Source organism: Salmonella sp. 32120201201600049SM, assembly GCF_017572835.1.
Classification (GTDB): Bacteria; Pseudomonadota; Gammaproteobacteria; order Enterobacterales; family Enterobacteriaceae; genus Salmonella; species Salmonella enterica.
In genome coordinates, this window is sequence record NZ_JAGESA010000001.1 from 170,045 (window position 1) to 187,417 (window position 17,373).

Below are 17,373 nucleotides of genomic sequence, written 5' to 3' on the forward strand. Positions count from 1 at the left end.
GGTGATGTATTACGGGTTTGACATTGGCGGAACAAAGATTGCGTTAGGCGTATTTGACTCAACGCGGCGGCTGCAGTGGGAAAAACGGGTTCCTACGCCCCATACCAGCTATAGCGCCTTTTTAGACGCCGTGTGCGAACTGGTCGCGGAAGCCGACCAGCGATTTGGCGTCAAAGGGTCGGTAGGGATTGGCATACCCGGTATGCCGGAAACCGAAGACGGCACGCTGTACGCCGCGAATGTCCCGGCAGCCAGCGGTAAGCCGTTGCGCGCCGATCTCAGCGCCCGACTGGATCGCGATGTGCGTCTGGACAATGACGCTAACTGTTTTGCCTTGTCCGAAGCCTGGGATGATGAATTCACGCAATATCCTTTGGTTATGGGGCTTATCCTCGGCACCGGCGTCGGCGGCGGCCTGGTGCTAAACGGGAAGCCGATTACTGGTCAGAGCTATATCACCGGCGAGTTTGGTCATATGCGTTTGCCGGTTGACGCGCTAACGTTGATGGGGTTTGATTTTCCTCTCCGCCGTTGTGGATGCGGTCAGATGGGCTGCATTGAGAATTATCTGTCCGGGCGCGGGTTTGCGTGGCTATATCAGCATTATTATCATCAATCGCTGCAGGCGCCGGAGATTATCGCGTTGTGGGAGCAGGGCGATGAGCAGGCGCACGCGCATGTTGAGCGCTATCTGAATTTACTGGCGGTTTGTCTGGGGAATATACTGACGATTGTCGATCCCGATTTATTGGTGATCGGCGGCGGACTATCGAACTTTACGGCAATAACAACGCAACTGGCGGAAAGACTGCCGCGCCATCTCCTCCCTGTTGCCCGCGCGCCGCGCATTGAGCGTGCGCGGCATGGGGATGCAGGTGGGATGCGCGGTGCTGCTTTTTTACATCTTACCGACTAATCAAAAAAAGAGGTTGTTATGCAGTCGCGTCGGTTTCATCGATTAAGCCGCTTTCGTAAAAATAAACGTCTGTTGCGTGAACGTCTGCGCCAGCGGATCTTTTTCAGAGACAGAGTGGTGCCGGAAATGATGGAAAACCCAAGAGTATTAGTCCTTACAGGTGCAGGAATTTCTGCAGAGTCTGGTATTCGTACGTTTCGCGCGGCGGATGGCCTTTGGGAAGAGCATCGGGTTGAAGATGTGGCCACGCCGGAAGGATTCGCCCGTAATCCGGGGCTGGTGCAGACATTTTATAATGCCCGCCGTCAGCAGCTTCAACAGCCGGAAATACAACCCAATGCGGCGCATCTGGCGTTAGCGAAGCTTGAAGAAGCGCTTGGCGATCGCTTTTTGCTGGTGACGCAAAACATCGACAATTTGCATGAGCGCGCGGGCAATCGCAACATCATTCATATGCATGGCGAGCTGTTGAAGGTGCGCTGTTCGCAAAGCGGCCAGATTCTGGAATGGAACGGCGATGTGATGCCGGAAGATAAATGTCACTGCTGTCAGTTCCCGGCGCCGCTACGTCCGCACGTAGTGTGGTTTGGCGAGATGCCGCTTGGCATGGATGAAATTTATATGGCGCTGTCGATGGCGGATATTTTTATCGCCATTGGCACATCCGGTCATGTCTATCCGGCTGCGGGTTTTGTGCATGAAGCAAAACTGCACGGCGCACATACGGTGGAACTGAATCTTGAGCCAAGCCAGGTCGGCAGCGAGTTTGAAGAGAAGCACTACGGCCCGGCAAGCCAGGTTGTGCCGGAATTTGTTGATAAATTCCTGAAAGGGCTGTAGTACTGTTTGCCCGGTAACGCCTTATCCGGCCTACATTTCACGTTACGTTCAACTGTAGGCCCGACAGGCGCTTTGGCTGAATTAGCGTCCTGCTTTTAGCTTCTGATAATACTCTTCATAAATAGCGCTGGCGTCGCCGACATCGTTTTGCCACTCGCCTTTGCTGATGGTTTGCGCATCCGGATAGAGCGACTTATCATTGGCGACCTCCGGGCTTAACAGCTTACGCGCCGCCAGGTTGGGGGTAGGGTAGCCGATGGTTTCTGCCACCTCTTTCGCGACGTCAGGACGCAGCAGGAAGTTGATTAGCTTCAGCGCGCCCTCTTTATTTTTCGCGTTCGCCGGAATAGCCAGGCTATCCATCCAGAAAATACCGCCTTCCTTCGGCCAGACGACCTCCAGCGGCGTGCCAGCCTGACGAGCAACGAAGGCCGAACCGTTCCACACCATCCCCAGGTTGACTTCCCCTTCCATATACGGATTCGCCGGATTATCGGAGTTGAAGGCCGCTACGTTCGGCATCAGTTTTTTCAACTCTTCATATGCCGCTTCGATCTCTTTCGGATCGGTAGTGTTACCGGAATAACCTAGCTTGCGCAGCGCCATCTGGAAGACTTCTCGCGCATCGTCGGTTAAAAGCAGGCTGTTTTTATATTCCGGTTTCCACAAGTCAGCCCAGCTGGTAATGGTTTTTGGATCGATAGCATCGCTGTTCACGCCAATCGCCGTTGCGCCCCAGATATACGGAACAGAATAATCGTTGTTGGGGTCAAACGGTTTGTTGAGCATTTCCGGATCGAGGTTGTGGAAATTGGTTAATTTCGACTTATCGATCTTCTGGATCATGCCTTCTTTGCGCATTTTGTCGACATAGTATGTAGAAGGAACAACCAGGTCATACGCGCCATCTTTATAGGTTTTGAGTTTGGCATACATGGTTTCGTTCGACTCGTAGGTCGAATAAATCACCTTAATGCCGGTCTCTTTAGTGAACTGTTCCAGCAGGCCCGGCGGTACATACTCAGTCCAGTTATAGAAATAGAGCGTGTCGTTGTCGGAGGCATGAGCGGCACTCATACCCAGCGCCAGGGCGCCCGCCGCGAGCAGGTGGCGTGACCATTTTTTCATTTAACGTCCCCTGAATTACGGGCCTTATCGGCCCTTGGTTTTATCACGAGCAATAAGCTGGCTGGCAATGACCATTACCAGAGACAGCACCAATAAAACGGTCGCCAGCGCGTTCACTTCTGGTGAAACGCCAACTTTTACCATGGAATAAATCTTTAAGGGTAAAATTTCATAGCCCGGCCCGGTGACAAACGACGAGACCACTACATCGTCCATCGACAACGTAAAGCTCAGCAACCAGCCCGCCGCCACCGCCGGCATCGCCAGCGGCAGAATGATTTTGCGTAAAATCGTTACCTCACTGGCCCCCAGGTCTTTTGCGGCTTCCAGCATTCTGACATCAAAGCCTTTCAGGCGCGAATAGACCGTGACGACCACAAACGGCAGGCTAAAGGTGATGTGCGAGAACAGCAACGACCAAAACCCCAGTTGAATGCCGAGTAACATAAACAGCACCAGCAGGGAGATCGCCATCACGATATCCGGCGACATCATTACTACAAACAGCATCCCGCTGACGAATGGCTTCCCGCGAAAGCGGTAGCGATAAAGCGCCACCGCGGTTAACGAGCCAATCAACGTGGCGAAGGTCGCTGAAAAAATCGCCATCGTCAGTGAATGTTGAGCGGCCTGCAACAGACTGTCGTTATTGACCAGGAGTTCGTACCATTTAGTGGTAAAGCCCTGCCAGTTAATGCCGAACCGCGAACTGTTGAAGGAGTTCACGATCAGAATAATGATGGGAATATACAGATACGCATAGATGGCAGTCATGAAACCGCCACGGAGCAGCCGACCGATCATTCAAGTTCCACCTTCTTATTCAGAGGATGGGGTGCTTTTAGAGTATTGAAAATGATCAATTTTTTCTCTTCTCCAAAATCTCTCCAAAACGTCTCGCGGTTATCAGCAGCCAGGAAGAAGCAAGCTGCCGCTTGAAGCCGCGAATTTTACAACAAATTGCCAGACGAGCGGGAAAAAAAGGCCATTTAAATGACTATTCTCATCCGATCCGGTCATATGCGGCATTATTGCACCAGGCAAGAGGTTACTCTGTAGGCAAACATGGAGTACGTGAGTAAACCCTGAACGTGACGTTTGAGAAAGCGTCGTCTGATTTTATAAAAAACAACATAAACAGCCGCTTTGTTGTTCTGAGCGAACGTGTAGCGTGGTTAACTGTTCTTCCGCCATTTTTTGTATAGCCTGGGGGTCTATTCTAAAAATGGCGTGAAAAACCTGATCAGAGATGGCTTCGATTATCTCACCTAACATGCTTAGGCTGGCGCTGGGATCCGTTACGAGGAACGCCTGAAACGTCTTATCCGCCAGTAAAACCTCTTCTACCATTTTTTCAATAGGTATGTGGGTATGTGGTGGTGGTATTTCAAGCTGTTTTAAGCCACACATCGTCATTGTTTCTAAAAATGCGTTTTGCTGAGTACTTTCGGATATATTCGCATGCTGTAAAATGCGCGTTGTCTTTTCAATCCCAGACTGAATTTTCGCTGCCAGGTAGGTTACCTTTTCTTGCGTTTTCCACTCATCTAAATTTCCTTTTCTCCATTCAGAATATACATACCCCTCTATGTTGTCTAATGGAACCGATAATGTCGGCGCGTCAGCAGGATTGAGACATAATGTCGAAGGGAGGGGGTAATCTACGATTTCGCTATATCTTGTATTAATCATGGCCGTCATTTGTGGATGCGATTTTAAAATGTCCGGGCGATCTTTTATTAAAAAATAAGCATTCCCCATGACTTCACAGGTAAAGGCATCGGTATTTTGAGTGATACGTAACAATTCGTTCTCTTCGTTTTGATCCATGATGCGAAGAATAATAGTGTCATCATTTTCATTAGGATTATAAACCTGAAATCTATCTCTTTGTGATGCGCAGGCTAACTCTTTTAACTCAAAAAAAATCTCTGTAAGCCGCTCTCGTGTGGGGGTGCGATCGGCAAACAACATCTCATGTAGACAACGGTCCGCTTTTGCTTTGCCAGTAGAAAAAAAGAAGTCTTTAATTTTTTCCCATAAAACTTTCCACCATGCTTCTTTCGTATTCCTTGGGGAGTTGGTAAGGATTTCACTTTTTAAAAAACCATTCCCTATAGTAATCGGCATATTAATCTCACTTATACTGGAGTAAAAATGACTACATAATTGATTAAATCGACCCTTTTTATCTCAACTGCGGGCGCATCGGATGTAATATAATTTTTAAAAGAGACTGGCAATCAGTATAAAACCTGAGAGCTTCGCGTATAAACGCATTACTGTCCGTGATAGCGTCGCTACAGGTAAAAATAAAAGAAGACCTGCCGCGGATAATGTTGTAGACCAGTAATGCTGGCGGCAACTGCTTTCATGCGTTTTTTATGCCGGAGGCATGAAGTTTACCCTTGAATAAACTTCATGCCTGGATGCGTGTGGATTTGTTAGCGTTGCGCAATTAATCGCTTATATCACTCACCTTCTTATTCAATAAGCGGGAAGCCCGCCAGTAAATCAACAGCATGAGTCCCATCACAATGGTCAGCGTAATGCTGGTCGCCGCGCCAAACGGCCAGTCGCGAATATTCAGGAACTGTACCTTGATGACGTTACCAATCAGCAGGTTTTTCGCGCCACCCATTAAATCGGAGACGTAGAACAGGCCCATTGCCGGTAGCATCACGAGCAGGCAACCGGCGACAATGCCCGGCATGGTTAATGGAATAATGATGCGGATGAACGTTTGCATTTTACTGGCGCCGAGATCGCGTGCGGCCTCCAGTAGCGGTTTGTCGAGCTTCTCAATGCTGGAGTAGAGCGGCATGACCATAAACGGCAGCAAAATGTAAACCAGGCCGATAATAACGGCGCTCGGGGTGAACATGATGCGAATCGGCGTATCAATCACGCCCAGCCACAGCAGGAATTCATTGAGATAACCTTTAGTGCTCAGGAATATTTTTAGCCCATAGATGCGGATCAGTGAGTTGGTCCAGAAAGGAACGATCAGCAAAAACAGCAATAACGGACGTATCTTTTCCGGTAACTTCGCCAGGAACCAGGCAAAAGGATAGCCCAGCACCAGGCAGGAGAGGGTGGCGATCAGCGCCATATTCAGAGAGTGCAGGAGCACTTCAAAATAGAGCGGATCGAGCAGGCGTGCGTAGTTATCCAGCGTAAAGACCATCTTGACGAAACTGGCGTCGTCACGGGTCAGAAAGCTGGTGCCAATGATCATCAGGTTGGGCAGAAAAACAAACAACACAAGCCAACCGACGATAGTGACAATCACTACATTCTGGAATTTACTTGTGTTCTTCATCAGCCAGTACGACCTCCCAGCTTTCTACCCAACTAATGGCCATTTTTTGGTCAAGTGAATGGTCGAAGTCAGGATCGTCTTCGTTGAAGAATTCGCTGACCATCACCATTTTGCCATTTTCCAGTTCAACCACCGACTCCAGCGTCATACCTTTATAATTGCGCTCGCGCACGTAGCCGATAAGCCCTTCGATGTGGTTATCATCGTTGATCTCTTCGACGCGTAGATCTTCCGGTCGCAGCAGGACGTTCAGTTTTTGGCCCGGTTCGACAGCGAAATTGACGTATATATTGCACTCCCGACCTTCTACGCTGGCGCGGACGCGCTGTTCATCAAGCCGTTCAATGACGGTTGCGTCAAAGCGGTTAATTTCGCCGATAAAACCGGCGACAAACAGGTTTTTTGGCTCTTCATAGATTTCACGCGGCGTGCCGTCTTGCTCAATCACGCCATTACGCATTACCACGATACGATCGGACATGGTGAGCGCTTCTTCCTGATCGTGAGTGACAAAAACAAACGTGATACCGAGTTTACGCTGTAATGCTTTAAGCTCGTTCTGCATTTGTTTGCGCAATTTATAGTCCAGCGCGGAGAGCGATTCATCCAGTAATAACAGGCGAGGTTTATTCACCACCGCGCGAGCGATAGCCACACGCTGCTGCTGTCCGCCGGAAAGCTGGTGCGGTTTACGTTGTGCAAACTCTTCAAGCTGCACCATACGCAGCGCATCGGTCACGCGAGGCGCTATCTCGGCGGCTGGCGTTTTTTGCATCCGTAAGCCAAACGCGACATTTTCAAACACCGTCATATGCGGAAATAAAGCGTAGCTTTGAAATACGGTATTTACATAACGATTTTCGGCGGGAACGTGGGTGATATCCTGGTTATCCAACATGATATGCCCGGCATCAACGGTTTCCAGGCCGGCAATCAGGCGAAGAACGGTTGTTTTACCACAGCCGGAAGGGCCAAGCAGCGTGAGGAATTCGCCATTGTTAATGGTCAAATCCAGTTGCGAAATGACCTCTTTGCCATCGAAACTTTTGCTAATTCCAGACAAAAGCACCAGCGGTGAAAGCGAACGCGGTTGATTATTCAATTTCTTACTCTGTCCCATGTAAACGCAACGGATGGCTGACCGCTGCGGGGTTTGTGGTTAACCACCTTAATCACTCTTAATGAGGGCGGTCATTCTACGGCAAACCACTGTGATCGCCAATCCTTGTTGCGAATTACTGACTTAGCTTTATAGTCAGAAAGCGTGTCAAAGTGAAATATTCTTGTTTGCAGGGATAAAAGTGACCTGACGCAATATTTGTCTTTTCTTGCTTATTAATAATGTTGTCACGAAAAGTGAGGGTGACTGCATGGATAAACTACTTGAGCGTTTTTTACACTACGTATCGCTGGATACCCAATCAAAGTCGGGTGTTCGGCAGGTTCCCAGCACTGAGGGGCAGTGGAAGTTACTACGTTTGCTCAAACAGCAGCTCGAAGAGATGGGGCTGGTTAACATTACATTAAGTGAAAAAGGGACGTTGATGGCGACGCTCCCGGCCAATGTTGAGGGGGATATTCCCGCCATTGGTTTTATCTCCCATGTGGATACCTCTCCGGATTTCAGCGGTAAAAACGTTAATCCGCAGATTGTCGAGAATTATCGCGGCGGCGATATAGCATTAGGGATTGGCGATGAGGTGTTGTCACCCGTGATGTTCCCGGTACTGCATCAATTACTGGGACAGACGCTGATTACTACCGATGGTAAGACATTGCTGGGCGCGGACGATAAAGCCGGTGTTGCGGAGATCATGACCGCGCTGGCGGTGCTGAAAGGTAATCCTATTCCCCACGGCGACATTAAAGTGGCGTTTACGCCTGACGAAGAGGTAGGGAAAGGCGCGAAGCACTTCGATGTTGAGGAGTTTGGTGCGCAGTGGGCCTATACGGTCGACGGCGGCGGCGTGGGCGAACTGGAGTTTGAAAACTTCAATGCCGCCTCGGTGAATATCAAAATCGTCGGCAATAACGTGCATCCTGGTACGGCGAAAGGCGTGATGGTCAATGCGCTGTCGTTGGCGGCGAGGATTCACGCGGAAGTGCCGGCGGATGAAGCGCCTGAAACCACTGAAGGTTACGAAGGGTTTTATCATCTGGCCAGCATGAAAGGCACCGTTGACCGGGCCGAAATGCACTACATCATTCGCGATTTCGACCGTAAGCAGTTTGAAGCGCGTAAACGCAAAATGATGGAGATTGCCAAAAAAGTCGGTAAGGGGCTGCATCCGGACTGCTATATCGAACTGGTGATTGAAGACAGTTATTACAATATGCGCGAAAAAGTAGTTGAACATCCGCATATTCTCGATATCGCCCAGCAGGCCATGCGCGACTGTCATATTACGCCGGAGATGAAACCGATTCGCGGCGGTACAGACGGGGCGCAACTGTCGTTTATGGGTCTGCCATGTCCTAATCTCTTTACCGGCGGATATAACTATCATGGTAAACATGAGTTTGTGACGCTGGAGGGGATGGAAAAAGCGGTACAGGTGATTGTGCGTATCGCGGAGCTGACGGCTAAGCGCGGGCAGTAGCGAATGTTACGCATTGTGGTGAAGCGTTTTATTATTTATGGCGGGATATTTTCCGCCATAAATTTTTCTGCCTGGAGCGCCGAATATACGCCTTCCTGGTCCCAGCGCCAGCAACAATCTGCAGCATGTTTTATGACTGGCGATGAAACCTGCATGACGTTTATTGATGATGCGGTGAGGCTGGCCTCGCAGCAATATGGCAAACGCTCAATACAGCTTGTTCGTAGCCTGCTATTACAAAGCGATATTTATCAATGGCTGGGTAAACCGGAGTTAACGCCGCAAATGCTGCTGCGAGCGTGGGCAATCATGAAAACATTTCCGGCGGGCACTTATCCGGGCGATCGGGCCGATATGTTTGAACACCTGGCGGCCTTTTATGTTTACGGTGACGATCGCCATATAGAGTATTCACCGACAGAGCAGTGGCGATACGAGATCAAGGTTGATTACCGTCAGCGGATAGCCTGGCAAGAGCAGGCATTAACGTGGCGTCTTAAAGACAAAAAGGCATCGACGGAAGCATTGGTTTATACCTTAAACAGGATGCGCGACGCTTATTCTGATGCGCTGGAGGAGCGGGATGTCGAATGTGATAGTGCGCGTAAAGCCTATTATTTGGCGAAGATAGACGCAACGGAGCAGCAGTGGCTGGGCGTTATTTTACGGGATAAAACCTGGGATAATCGTGAGCGCGTCGCCTCTTTTTTGCAGCAGAAAGCGGATATTGCTTATAATGCAGGGCATATTAGCGAGGCGATTAATGCGCTAAGTCAGGCGCTAAAAATTGAGCAAACGCTTTATGGCGCCGAATTCGGCGAAATGACGGTTGACAGCAATAATCTTGCTGGCTTTTATGTACAGGGCCATCATTATAAGGAAGCGAAAGATCTCTACCTTAAACTTATCGCGTATTACCAGAGCCGTTTAACGCCAATGGCGACGGTAATATCACGATTACGCTTTTATTTGCCCGAAAACATCGACCTGGACAGTACCTCCCTCTATCTCCCATTGCTGGCAGAATATAAACGTCGGCAGTCTGACGTATCAATGGTGTTGTATGGTATTTCGCTGATTTATCAGAGTAATCAAGAACTTGAACAAGCAAAAGACTTTGCGGAACGCGCCTTTACGCTTGATGCCGTAGCTTATCCAGCAAAGATGCAGTATGAACGATTACAGCAACTGGCTAATATTGCCGAAGGTCTTGGAGATAACGCGCAGGCGCGGCGCTATCGGCAAATGTCATTTCGCCATCGAATGGCCCACTCGCTTTATCCGGGCGATCCGCAATATAACGATGTCGCCAACCCTGGCGGCGATCGTTGTGGATAGTTTGCGTCAGCCCGGCGGTCGCCGGGCATTGCGATGTTCTTATCCTTCGAAGAACCAGTACCCGCTATTCACCAGCGCCGCCAGCATCGCGAGGAAAGAAGGGTCTTCCAGCGCATCGCCGAAGTTTTCAGCGGTCAGTGCAATATGACTGGCGAGCGCCTCCAGAGCGGGGCGATGCGGAGAGTCTATTTTTTCGCCATTCGCATAGACCTCATCGCCGATACGCAATACGCGAAGCCCGCCGAGACGTACTAATACCTCGCCTTGCTTTAAGGCATCGTAAATTTCATCAGGCTGATACGGCGGCTCCGGCGGCGCAATATCCAGTTCGTGGCGTGACTGAGAGAGAAACTCGCCAAGCCACTGTTGGAAATGCGCGGGTTGATTGATCAAATCGAGCATCATATTACGCAGTTTATCCATCTCCTGCGGCAGGATATCCGCCGCATGCTTGCGGGACGGTATATCCGGATCGCTGTAGTATGTGTTGCCCAACTCCCGTTGCAGGACGTAATCGGCAAAACCGCTGATCAGCTCACGGCTATTGGGCGCGCGAAAACCGACCGAATAGTTCATGGCGTTTTCCAGCGCATAGCCTTCATGCGGGAATCCTGGCGGAATATACAGAATGTCGCCCGGCTCCAGCTCTTCATCGATAATGGCCTCGAACGGATCGACTTGTAACAGGTCGGGATGCGGGCAGTGCTGACGCATTTGCAGCTTTTCGCCCACGCGCCAGCGACGGCGACCGGTTCCCTGGATAATAAACACATCATACTGATCCAGATGCGGGCCAACGCCGCCGCCGGGAACGGAAAAGGAGATCATCAGATCGTCGATACGCCAGTCCGGCAGAGCGCGGAACGGGCGCATCAAGGCGGCGGTGGGTTCGTGCCAGTGGTTTACCGCCTGTACCAGCAGCGACCAGTTGCTCTCACCCAGATGATCGTAGCTTTCGAAAGGGCCATGGCTGACCTGCCATTTGCCATCCTGATGGCTAACGAGACGGCTGTCGATTTCGCTTTCCATCGCCAGCCCCGCCAGCTCATCCGGCGAGAGCGGATCGATAAAGTTGCTAAACCCACGTTTTAAGACCACCGGGCGTTTTTGCCAGTGGCGTTCAAGAAAGTCGGGCCAGTTAAGAGTTAATTGGTATTCCATGTTAAGTATCCGCAGGCTGGTATCTGACACCGATTATAACGGATGCTTAACGAGATGCGTGGAAGAACGCACAGAAATGTTTATTCCTCTTTCTGTGTGGGATGCTGTCGGCCAAAAACGACCTCCATACGGGCACCGCCGAGCAGACTGTCGCTGGCAATGATCTGCCCGGCGTATTGTTCCGTAATCTCGCGCGCGACAGCCAGCCCCACGCCTTGTCCTGGTCGTAGGGTATCGGCGCGCTGACCGCGATCAAACACCAGGGAACGTTTGCTGTGGGGAATGCCTGGGCCGTCATCTTCGACGAAAATATGCAAATGATCGTCGGTCTGGCGAGCCGAAATCTCGACAAACTCCAGGCAATATTTACAAGCGTTGTCCAGTACGTTGCCCATTACTTCGACAAAGTCGTTTTGCTCGCCAACAAAACTGATCTCTGGTGAAATATCCATACTGATATTCACCCCTTTACGCTGATAAACTTTATTGAGCGCGGAGATCAGGTTATCTAACAACGGCGCGACGGGATGCAGTTCGCGGCTTAACAATACGCCGCTACCGCGCATACTGGCGCGATGCAGATAATAGCCGATCTGCTGGGAAATCCGGCTGATCTGTTCCAGCATCACCGGTTCAGCTTTGCTGACGCTCATCTTTTCGTTGCGTAAAGAGCGTAACGTACTCTGCAAAACCGCGAGCGGCGTTTTTAAACTGTGCGTCAGGTCGGTCAGGGTCGTGCGGTATTTGTTATAACGTTCACGCTCGCTTTTGAGCAGTTGATTAAGGTTGCGCACAAGGCTGGTCAGCTCACGCGTCGTCTCCGGATTGAGCATTTCGCGGTGATGATCTTCAAGCTCGCGGACTTCCCGCGCCAGCGCCTCGATAGGGCGTAAGCTCCACCAGGCGGCGATCCACAGTAAAGGAATGACTAACAGTAAATTGGCGGCCAGCACGTATACGAACCAGCTCCACACCATATATGAGCGTTTTAGTTCTATCGGAATGGTATCGACCACCACGATGGTTAACTGCGGCATCCGCGCCGTGGCAGGATAAATATTTACCGCTACCGAGTGGGTCATCTCCGCATCATCGTCATCTTCACGTACTTCTTTGAGTTTTTCCTGCGCGGAATGGTCCTCGCTCAACAGCGTGCTGGTAGCGTCTACGTTGGTTTCAATTTCATGGAAGCCGTTCGTTTTTAACCATTCCGGTTGAATGCTTTTAATCAGCCAGGGAATGTTGCGCTGCGTCCATAATAATTTGCCCGTTTCATCGTAAATCAGCGTCATGGTCGGGCTTTGCATGTCCAGATTTTCAGGCAGCTCAACGCTGATTTTATTATTTTCCCATTTGGCGAGGGTATAAAACAGGTTGCTTTCGCCGCGCAGCAGACGAAAGGTGGTTTTATCAAAACTTACGCTATAGCCGACCAGCGCCACTATGCCATATGCCAGAGAAAGCACCAGCACGACGCCGGCTGTCGCCAGCAAAAAACGAACCCGCAGCGACAGCGGCAGAAAATGGCGAGCAAATTTATTCATTAGCGCAATTCAAAAAGATATCCTTGTCCGCGTACGGTGGTAATGACATCGTGCGGATACTGGGCCTGTATTTTTTTCCGCAGACGCCCCATGAGAACATCAATGGTATGGCTTTCCCGCAGTTCCGCATCCGGATACAGCTGAAGCATCAGCGAATCTTTGCTGACCACTTTACCGTTGTTACGGATAAGCGTTTCCATAATGGTGTATTCGAACGCCGTGAGTTTGATGACCTCTTCATTGACGGATAATTCCCGGCGTGAGAGATCCACCTGGAACGGCGGGATGTTGATCACCTGGGAGGCCAGACCGCTATTACGGCGCATTAACGCCTGCATACGCGCCATTACCTCTTCGATGTGGAATGGCTTCGTCACGTAGTCATCGGCGCCTGAGCTGAGAACCTCGACTTTATCCTGCCAGCCTTCGCGCGCGGTTAACACCAGAACCGGCAGTGAAACATCACTGCTGCGCCAGCGGCGTATCAAGGAAAGGCCGTCTTCATCCGGCAGACCTAAATCGACAATAGCGATATCCGGAAGGTGTTCATTAAGGTAGTAATCAGCTTCCCTGGCATCTTCTGCGGCATCGACCTGGTGACCTGAATCCTGGAGCTGAACCTTCAGGTGGTGGCGTAATAATGCATTATCCTCTACAACCAGTACGCGCATCATCTCTTCTCCCTTGTGTTAACAATAAGAACAGTCTAGCGTTGATTATGGTGCTTTGGGGATAAACAGTTAATAAACCAGACAAATAGTCACCCTCTTTCTGAAGAAAAGAGGGTGAGGCAGACATTATTTAAGTTCGTCGACCAGAGTCACAGCGCGACCGATATAATTTGCCGGCGTCATGGCTTTAAGGCGCGTTTTTTCTGCTTCCGGCAGGGCCAGACTATCAATAAACTGTTTCATTCCTTCGGCATCAACACGCTTGCCACGGGTCAACTCTTTCAGTTTTTCATATGGTTTTTCAATACCATAGCGGCGCATGACGGTCTGGATCGGTTCGGCTAATACTTCCCAGTTGTGATCCAGTTCGTCAAGCAGATGATCGCGGTTTACTTCCAGCTTGCTGACGCCCTTCAGGGTGGACTGATAAGCGATAAGCGCATAGCCAATGCCGACACCCAGGTTACGCAGGACGGTTGAGTCGGTCAGATCGCGCTGCCAGCGGGAAACCGGCAGTTTGTTTGCCAGATGGTGCAACACTGCATTAGACAGACCGAGGTTGCCTTCTGAGTTTTCAAAGTCAATGGGGTTAACTTTATGCGGCATGGTAGAAGAACCGATCTCCCCGGCGATGGTTTTCTGTTTGAAATGGTTCAACGCAATATAGCCCCAGACATCGCGATCGAAATCGATCAGGATGGTGTTAAAGCGCGCGATACAGTCAAACAGTTCCGCAATATAATCATGCGGTTCAATCTGGGTGGTGTAAGGGTTCCACTGGATGCCCAGCGAGGTGACGAACTCTTCGCTGAACTGATGCCAGTCAACTTCCGGATAGGCGGCGATATGCGCGTTATAGTTGCCTACGGCGCCGTTGATTTTACCGAGGATCTCCACCTGGTTGAGCTGGCGGAACTGACGCTCCATACGATACGCCACGTTCGCCATCTCTTTACCCAGAGTGGAAGGCGTTGCCGGCTGGCCGTGGGTGCGGGAGAGCAGAGGAATGTCGCGATACTGCGTGGCGAGATCTTTAACCGCGTTAATCACCTGACGCCAGTAAGGCAGGATCACTTCATCGCGCGCGGTTTTGAGCATTAACGCGTGCGACAGGTTGTTAATGTCCTCAGAAGTGCAGGCAAAGTGGATAAATTCGGAAACGTCATGTAGCGCCGGGATCGCGGCGACTTTTTCTTTCAGAAAATACTCAACTGCTTTCACATCGTGATTCGTGGTGCGCTCAATGGTTTTAATGCACGCGGCATCTTCTTCATTGAAGTTTGCCACAAGCGTATCCAGGTAACCGTTTGCGTCGGCAGCAAAAGCAGGAACTTCCTTGATCGCTGCGTGCGCGGCTAATTTCTGCAGCCAACGTACTTCGACTTGTACACGAAATTTCAGCAAACCGTATTCGCTAAAAATTCCGCGCAGCGCGCTGACTTTATCGCCGTAGCGTCCATCGACAGGGGAAACGGCGGTCAGTGAGGATAATTCCATAGATCATAACTCCGGGGTTAAATGAGCAAGAATTTGTTTTGCCTGAGTCGTCAGGCGATGACGAGAAAACATAAGTTGTAGGCGACCACCGCCTACCTGATGCCAGAGCACGGCTGCACGGATGCCTGCCAGTAGCGAGGCGCGGACTTTGGCCTGCACCTGCGGACTTTGCAGAACGGCCGGGGAGCCCGTCACCTGAATGCGCGGGCCCAATGGGCTAATCACATCCACGTAGATGCCCGCCATGGCGCTCATTAACGTGTCTGACTGTAAATCAAAATGATCAAGCTGGCGCTGCAGGCCGTTAATGCGATCGCCTAACGTATTCAATGCGCCTTTGGCGGATGACAGCTTGCGCTCCAGCACCATCAGGCTAAGCGTATAACGCGTCAGTTCGGCGTTAAGTCCTTGTCGGCTGCTGGCATTCAGCACGCCGAGCAGTGTTTCCAGACCAAGACGCAGGTTGGCTTCGCTGCCGCCGAACACGCCCAGAGTAGAACTGGGATTCATATCAATGACACTGTTGAGTGAAACGTGCAACGCGTCGGCATCACAGTGCCCCTGGTGCGCCAGTTGTTGCACCAGGCGTGCCGACTGGCAAATGCCAGACAGCGCGAGGGTGATGTCATAATAATTCTTTGCCACAATCACTGCTTCCTTGTATCAAATAAAATACACTTCATCTTTTAAGCCGCTTTGAGGCGACTTGAATGATGTTGTGTATTGAATAATCAGACCGTCAGCGGCAGTCGCTGCTCGATAATGCCGCCGCCCAGGCAGACTTCGCCGCTGTAAAAGACAGCGGACTGGCCCGGCGTAACGGCGGCAACCGGCTCGTCAAAAATGACCTCGATACGATCGTCATCCAGCGCGTTAATCGTGCACGGAATATCGGTCTGGCGGTAGCGGGTTTTTACCGTACAGCGCAGGGTGCCGGTGAACGGTTCGCGATCGACCCAATGTAGCTGCTGGGCGATGAGGCCTACCGACATCAGGCGTGGGTGCTCATGCCCCTGGGCGACAATTAACACATTGTTTTCAACGTCTTTATCCACCACATACCAGGGGTCTTCGCTACCGTCTTTGGTGCCGCCGATTCCCAGCCCTTTACGCTGACCGAGCGTATGATACATCAGACCCTGATGCTCGCCGATTTCATCGCCGTCAACGGTAATGATTTTCCCCGGCTGCGCAGGCAGATAGCGCCCTAAAAAGTCGCGGAATTTGCGCTCGCCGATAAAGCAGATACCGGTAGAATCTTTTTTCTTTGCGGTTACCAGCCCCAGATCTTCGGCGATTTTACGCACCTGCGGTTTTTCCAGCTCGCCAACCGGGAACAGACTTTGCGCAATCTGCTCATGGCCAAGCGTATAGAGGAAGTAGCTCTGATCTTTGTTACCGTCGAGCCCGCGCAACAACCGGCTTTTGCCGTTTACATCCGCGCGGCGAACGTAGTGACCGGTGGCGATATAGTCGGCGCCTAAATCTTCTGCGGCAAATTCAAGGAAGGCTTTAAATTTGATCTCTTTATTGCACAGAATATCCGGGTTCGGCGTACGGCCCGCTTTGTACTCTTCAAGGAACAGTTCAAAGACGTTATCCCAATATTCTGCGGCAAAATTAACGGTATGCAGTTCAATGCCAAGCTTGTCGCACACGGCCTGCGCGTCAGCCAGATCGGCTGCCGCGGTACAGTATTCCTCACCATCGTCCTCTTCCCAGTTCTTCATGAACAGGCCTTCTACCTGATAACCCTGTTGTTGCAACAGCCAGGCGGAAACGGAGGAGTCGACACCGCCGGACATGCCGACGATCACTTTTTTTGGGCTTTCTGACATTGGAATACTCGCGACATTGAACTTCAAGGCGGCGTATTCTACCACGCAGCCCTTTACTTGACACCCTCTGTAAACGGCCAGTTAAATTCGCCCACTATAGATAAGGGGTAACATTGTCCCGTTTGATAACTGCGAATGCTTTCAGCCACCAGCGGAGAACGTAAATTCGGCGCGTTTAGAATCTCGTCGGCGCTCACCCAACGGCAGCAATCGATGTCATTGTCATGGGGTTCGGTCGCGCAAATATGATCAAGCTTGATAGCGAATAAAAAGCGCAGGAACGGGGTCTTATCCGGCGCAATCCACTGATGCATACGGATAAAATACTGTGGTTGCGCCGTGATGCCAGTCTCTTCCCACAGTTCACGCGCGGCGGCCTGCGCCAGCGTTTCATCTGCCTCCAGGTGTCCGGCAGGTTGATTCCATAACGATTTACCGTTGATGGTCTCTTCCACCACCAGAAATTTATCTTCGGCATGTACGATGCAGGCAACGGTCACGTGCGGCTTGAACATAGG

The 17,373-nt window shown here is 50.9% G+C and carries 16 protein-coding genes; 4 read left to right on the forward strand and 12 right to left on the reverse strand.

What is annotated here, in order from left to right; genetic code table 11:
• Nucleotides 1-4 precede the first annotated feature (4 nt).
• Both nagK and cobB read left to right on the forward strand, forming a co-directional pair.
• Nucleotides 5-916: an N-acetylglucosamine kinase gene (gene nagK, locus J4650_RS00840; protein WP_023993485.1), complete on the forward strand. Its 912-nt coding sequence runs from the start codon at nucleotides 5-7 to the stop codon at nucleotides 914-916.
• Between the two features lie 18 nt (nucleotides 917-934).
• A complete protein-coding gene (gene cobB, locus J4650_RS00845) occupies nucleotides 935-1,756 on the forward strand; it encodes a Sir2 family NAD+-dependent deacetylase (protein WP_001191856.1) in 822 nt (273 codons plus the stop codon).
• A gap of 81 nt (nucleotides 1,757-1,837) precedes the next feature.
• Here cobB and potD read toward each other — a convergent pair whose 3' ends face one another.
• The 5 genes from potD to potA all read right to left on the reverse strand — a co-directional run bounded on the left by potD (nucleotide 1,838) and on the right by potA (nucleotide 7,326).
• On the reverse strand, nucleotides 1,838-2,884 hold the full coding sequence (gene potD / locus J4650_RS00850; protein ID WP_000759329.1) for a spermidine/putrescine ABC transporter substrate-binding protein PotD: 1,047 nt from the start codon (nucleotides 2,882-2,884) through the stop codon (nucleotides 1,838-1,840).
• 24 nt (nucleotides 2,885-2,908) lie between these two features.
• A complete protein-coding gene (gene potC, locus J4650_RS00855; RefSeq protein ID WP_000580299.1) occupies nucleotides 2,909-3,688 on the reverse strand; it encodes a spermidine/putrescine ABC transporter permease PotC in 780 nt (259 codons plus the stop codon).
• Between the two features lie 315 nt (nucleotides 3,689-4,003).
• Nucleotides 4,004-5,014, reverse strand: coding sequence for an SPI-2 type III secretion system effector SifA (sifA, locus tag J4650_RS00860; RefSeq protein ID WP_023993484.1), 1,011 nt, complete (start codon nucleotides 5,012-5,014; stop codon nucleotides 4,004-4,006).
• 328 nt (nucleotides 5,015-5,342) lie between these two features.
• Nucleotides 5,343-6,206, reverse strand: a complete 864-nt coding sequence (gene potB / locus J4650_RS00865; protein ID WP_000799391.1) for a spermidine/putrescine ABC transporter permease PotB — start codon at nucleotides 6,204-6,206, stop codon at nucleotides 5,343-5,345.
• Entirely contained in the window at nucleotides 6,190-7,326 is a 1,137-nt protein-coding gene (potA, locus tag J4650_RS00870) for a spermidine/putrescine ABC transporter ATP-binding protein PotA (RefSeq protein WP_000531607.1), read from the reverse strand. Before potA ends, potB begins: the two co-directional genes overlap by 17 nt.
• A gap of 250 nt (nucleotides 7,327-7,576) precedes the next feature.
• Between potA and pepT the strand changes: the two genes are divergently transcribed.
• Nucleotides 7,577-8,806 (forward strand): peptidase T, encoded by a 1,230-nt coding sequence (gene pepT / locus J4650_RS00875; protein ID WP_000359412.1) that lies wholly within the window; start codon nucleotides 7,577-7,579, stop codon nucleotides 8,804-8,806.
• A gap of 3 nt (nucleotides 8,807-8,809) precedes the next feature.
• A complete protein-coding gene (locus tag J4650_RS00880; protein WP_023993483.1) occupies nucleotides 8,810-10,144 on the forward strand; it encodes a hypothetical protein in 1,335 nt (444 codons plus the stop codon).
• 39 nt (nucleotides 10,145-10,183) lie between these two features.
• Here the strand turns inward: J4650_RS00880 and J4650_RS00885 are convergent, their stop codons facing one another.
• From J4650_RS00885 to J4650_RS00915, 7 genes are all read right to left on the reverse strand, one after another.
• Nucleotides 10,184-11,305 (reverse strand): cupin domain-containing protein, encoded by a 1,122-nt coding sequence (locus J4650_RS00885; protein ID WP_000456509.1) that lies wholly within the window; start codon nucleotides 11,303-11,305, stop codon nucleotides 10,184-10,186.
• Nucleotides 11,306-11,385: 80 nt separating this feature from the next.
• Nucleotides 11,386-12,849, reverse strand: coding sequence for a two-component system sensor histidine kinase PhoQ (gene phoQ / locus J4650_RS00890; RefSeq protein WP_001031687.1), 1,464 nt, complete (start codon nucleotides 12,847-12,849; stop codon nucleotides 11,386-11,388).
• Nucleotides 12,849-13,520 carry a two-component system response regulator PhoP gene (gene phoP / locus J4650_RS00895; protein ID WP_001537766.1) on the reverse strand — a complete coding sequence of 224 codons (672 nt, stop codon included), beginning with the start codon at nucleotides 13,518-13,520 and terminating at the stop codon, nucleotides 12,849-12,851. Before phoP ends, phoQ begins: the two co-directional genes overlap by 1 nt.
• Before the next feature lie 126 nt (nucleotides 13,521-13,646).
• Nucleotides 13,647-15,017, reverse strand: a complete 1,371-nt coding sequence (gene purB / locus J4650_RS00900; RefSeq protein WP_023993482.1) for an adenylosuccinate lyase — start codon at nucleotides 15,015-15,017, stop codon at nucleotides 13,647-13,649.
• Between the two features lie 3 nt (nucleotides 15,018-15,020).
• A complete protein-coding gene (gene hflD, locus J4650_RS00905) occupies nucleotides 15,021-15,662 on the reverse strand; it encodes a high frequency lysogenization protein HflD (RefSeq protein WP_001519653.1) in 642 nt (213 codons plus the stop codon).
• A gap of 86 nt (nucleotides 15,663-15,748) precedes the next feature.
• Nucleotides 15,749-16,855 (reverse strand): tRNA 2-thiouridine(34) synthase MnmA, encoded by a 1,107-nt coding sequence (mnmA, locus tag J4650_RS00910; protein ID WP_000004540.1) that lies wholly within the window; start codon nucleotides 16,853-16,855, stop codon nucleotides 15,749-15,751.
• 53 nt (nucleotides 16,856-16,908) lie between these two features.
• Complete coding sequence (locus tag J4650_RS00915) at nucleotides 16,909-17,370, reverse strand: NUDIX hydrolase (RefSeq protein WP_000476069.1); 462 nt, start codon at nucleotides 17,368-17,370, stop codon at nucleotides 16,909-16,911.
• Between the last annotated feature and the right edge of the window lie 3 nt (nucleotides 17,371-17,373).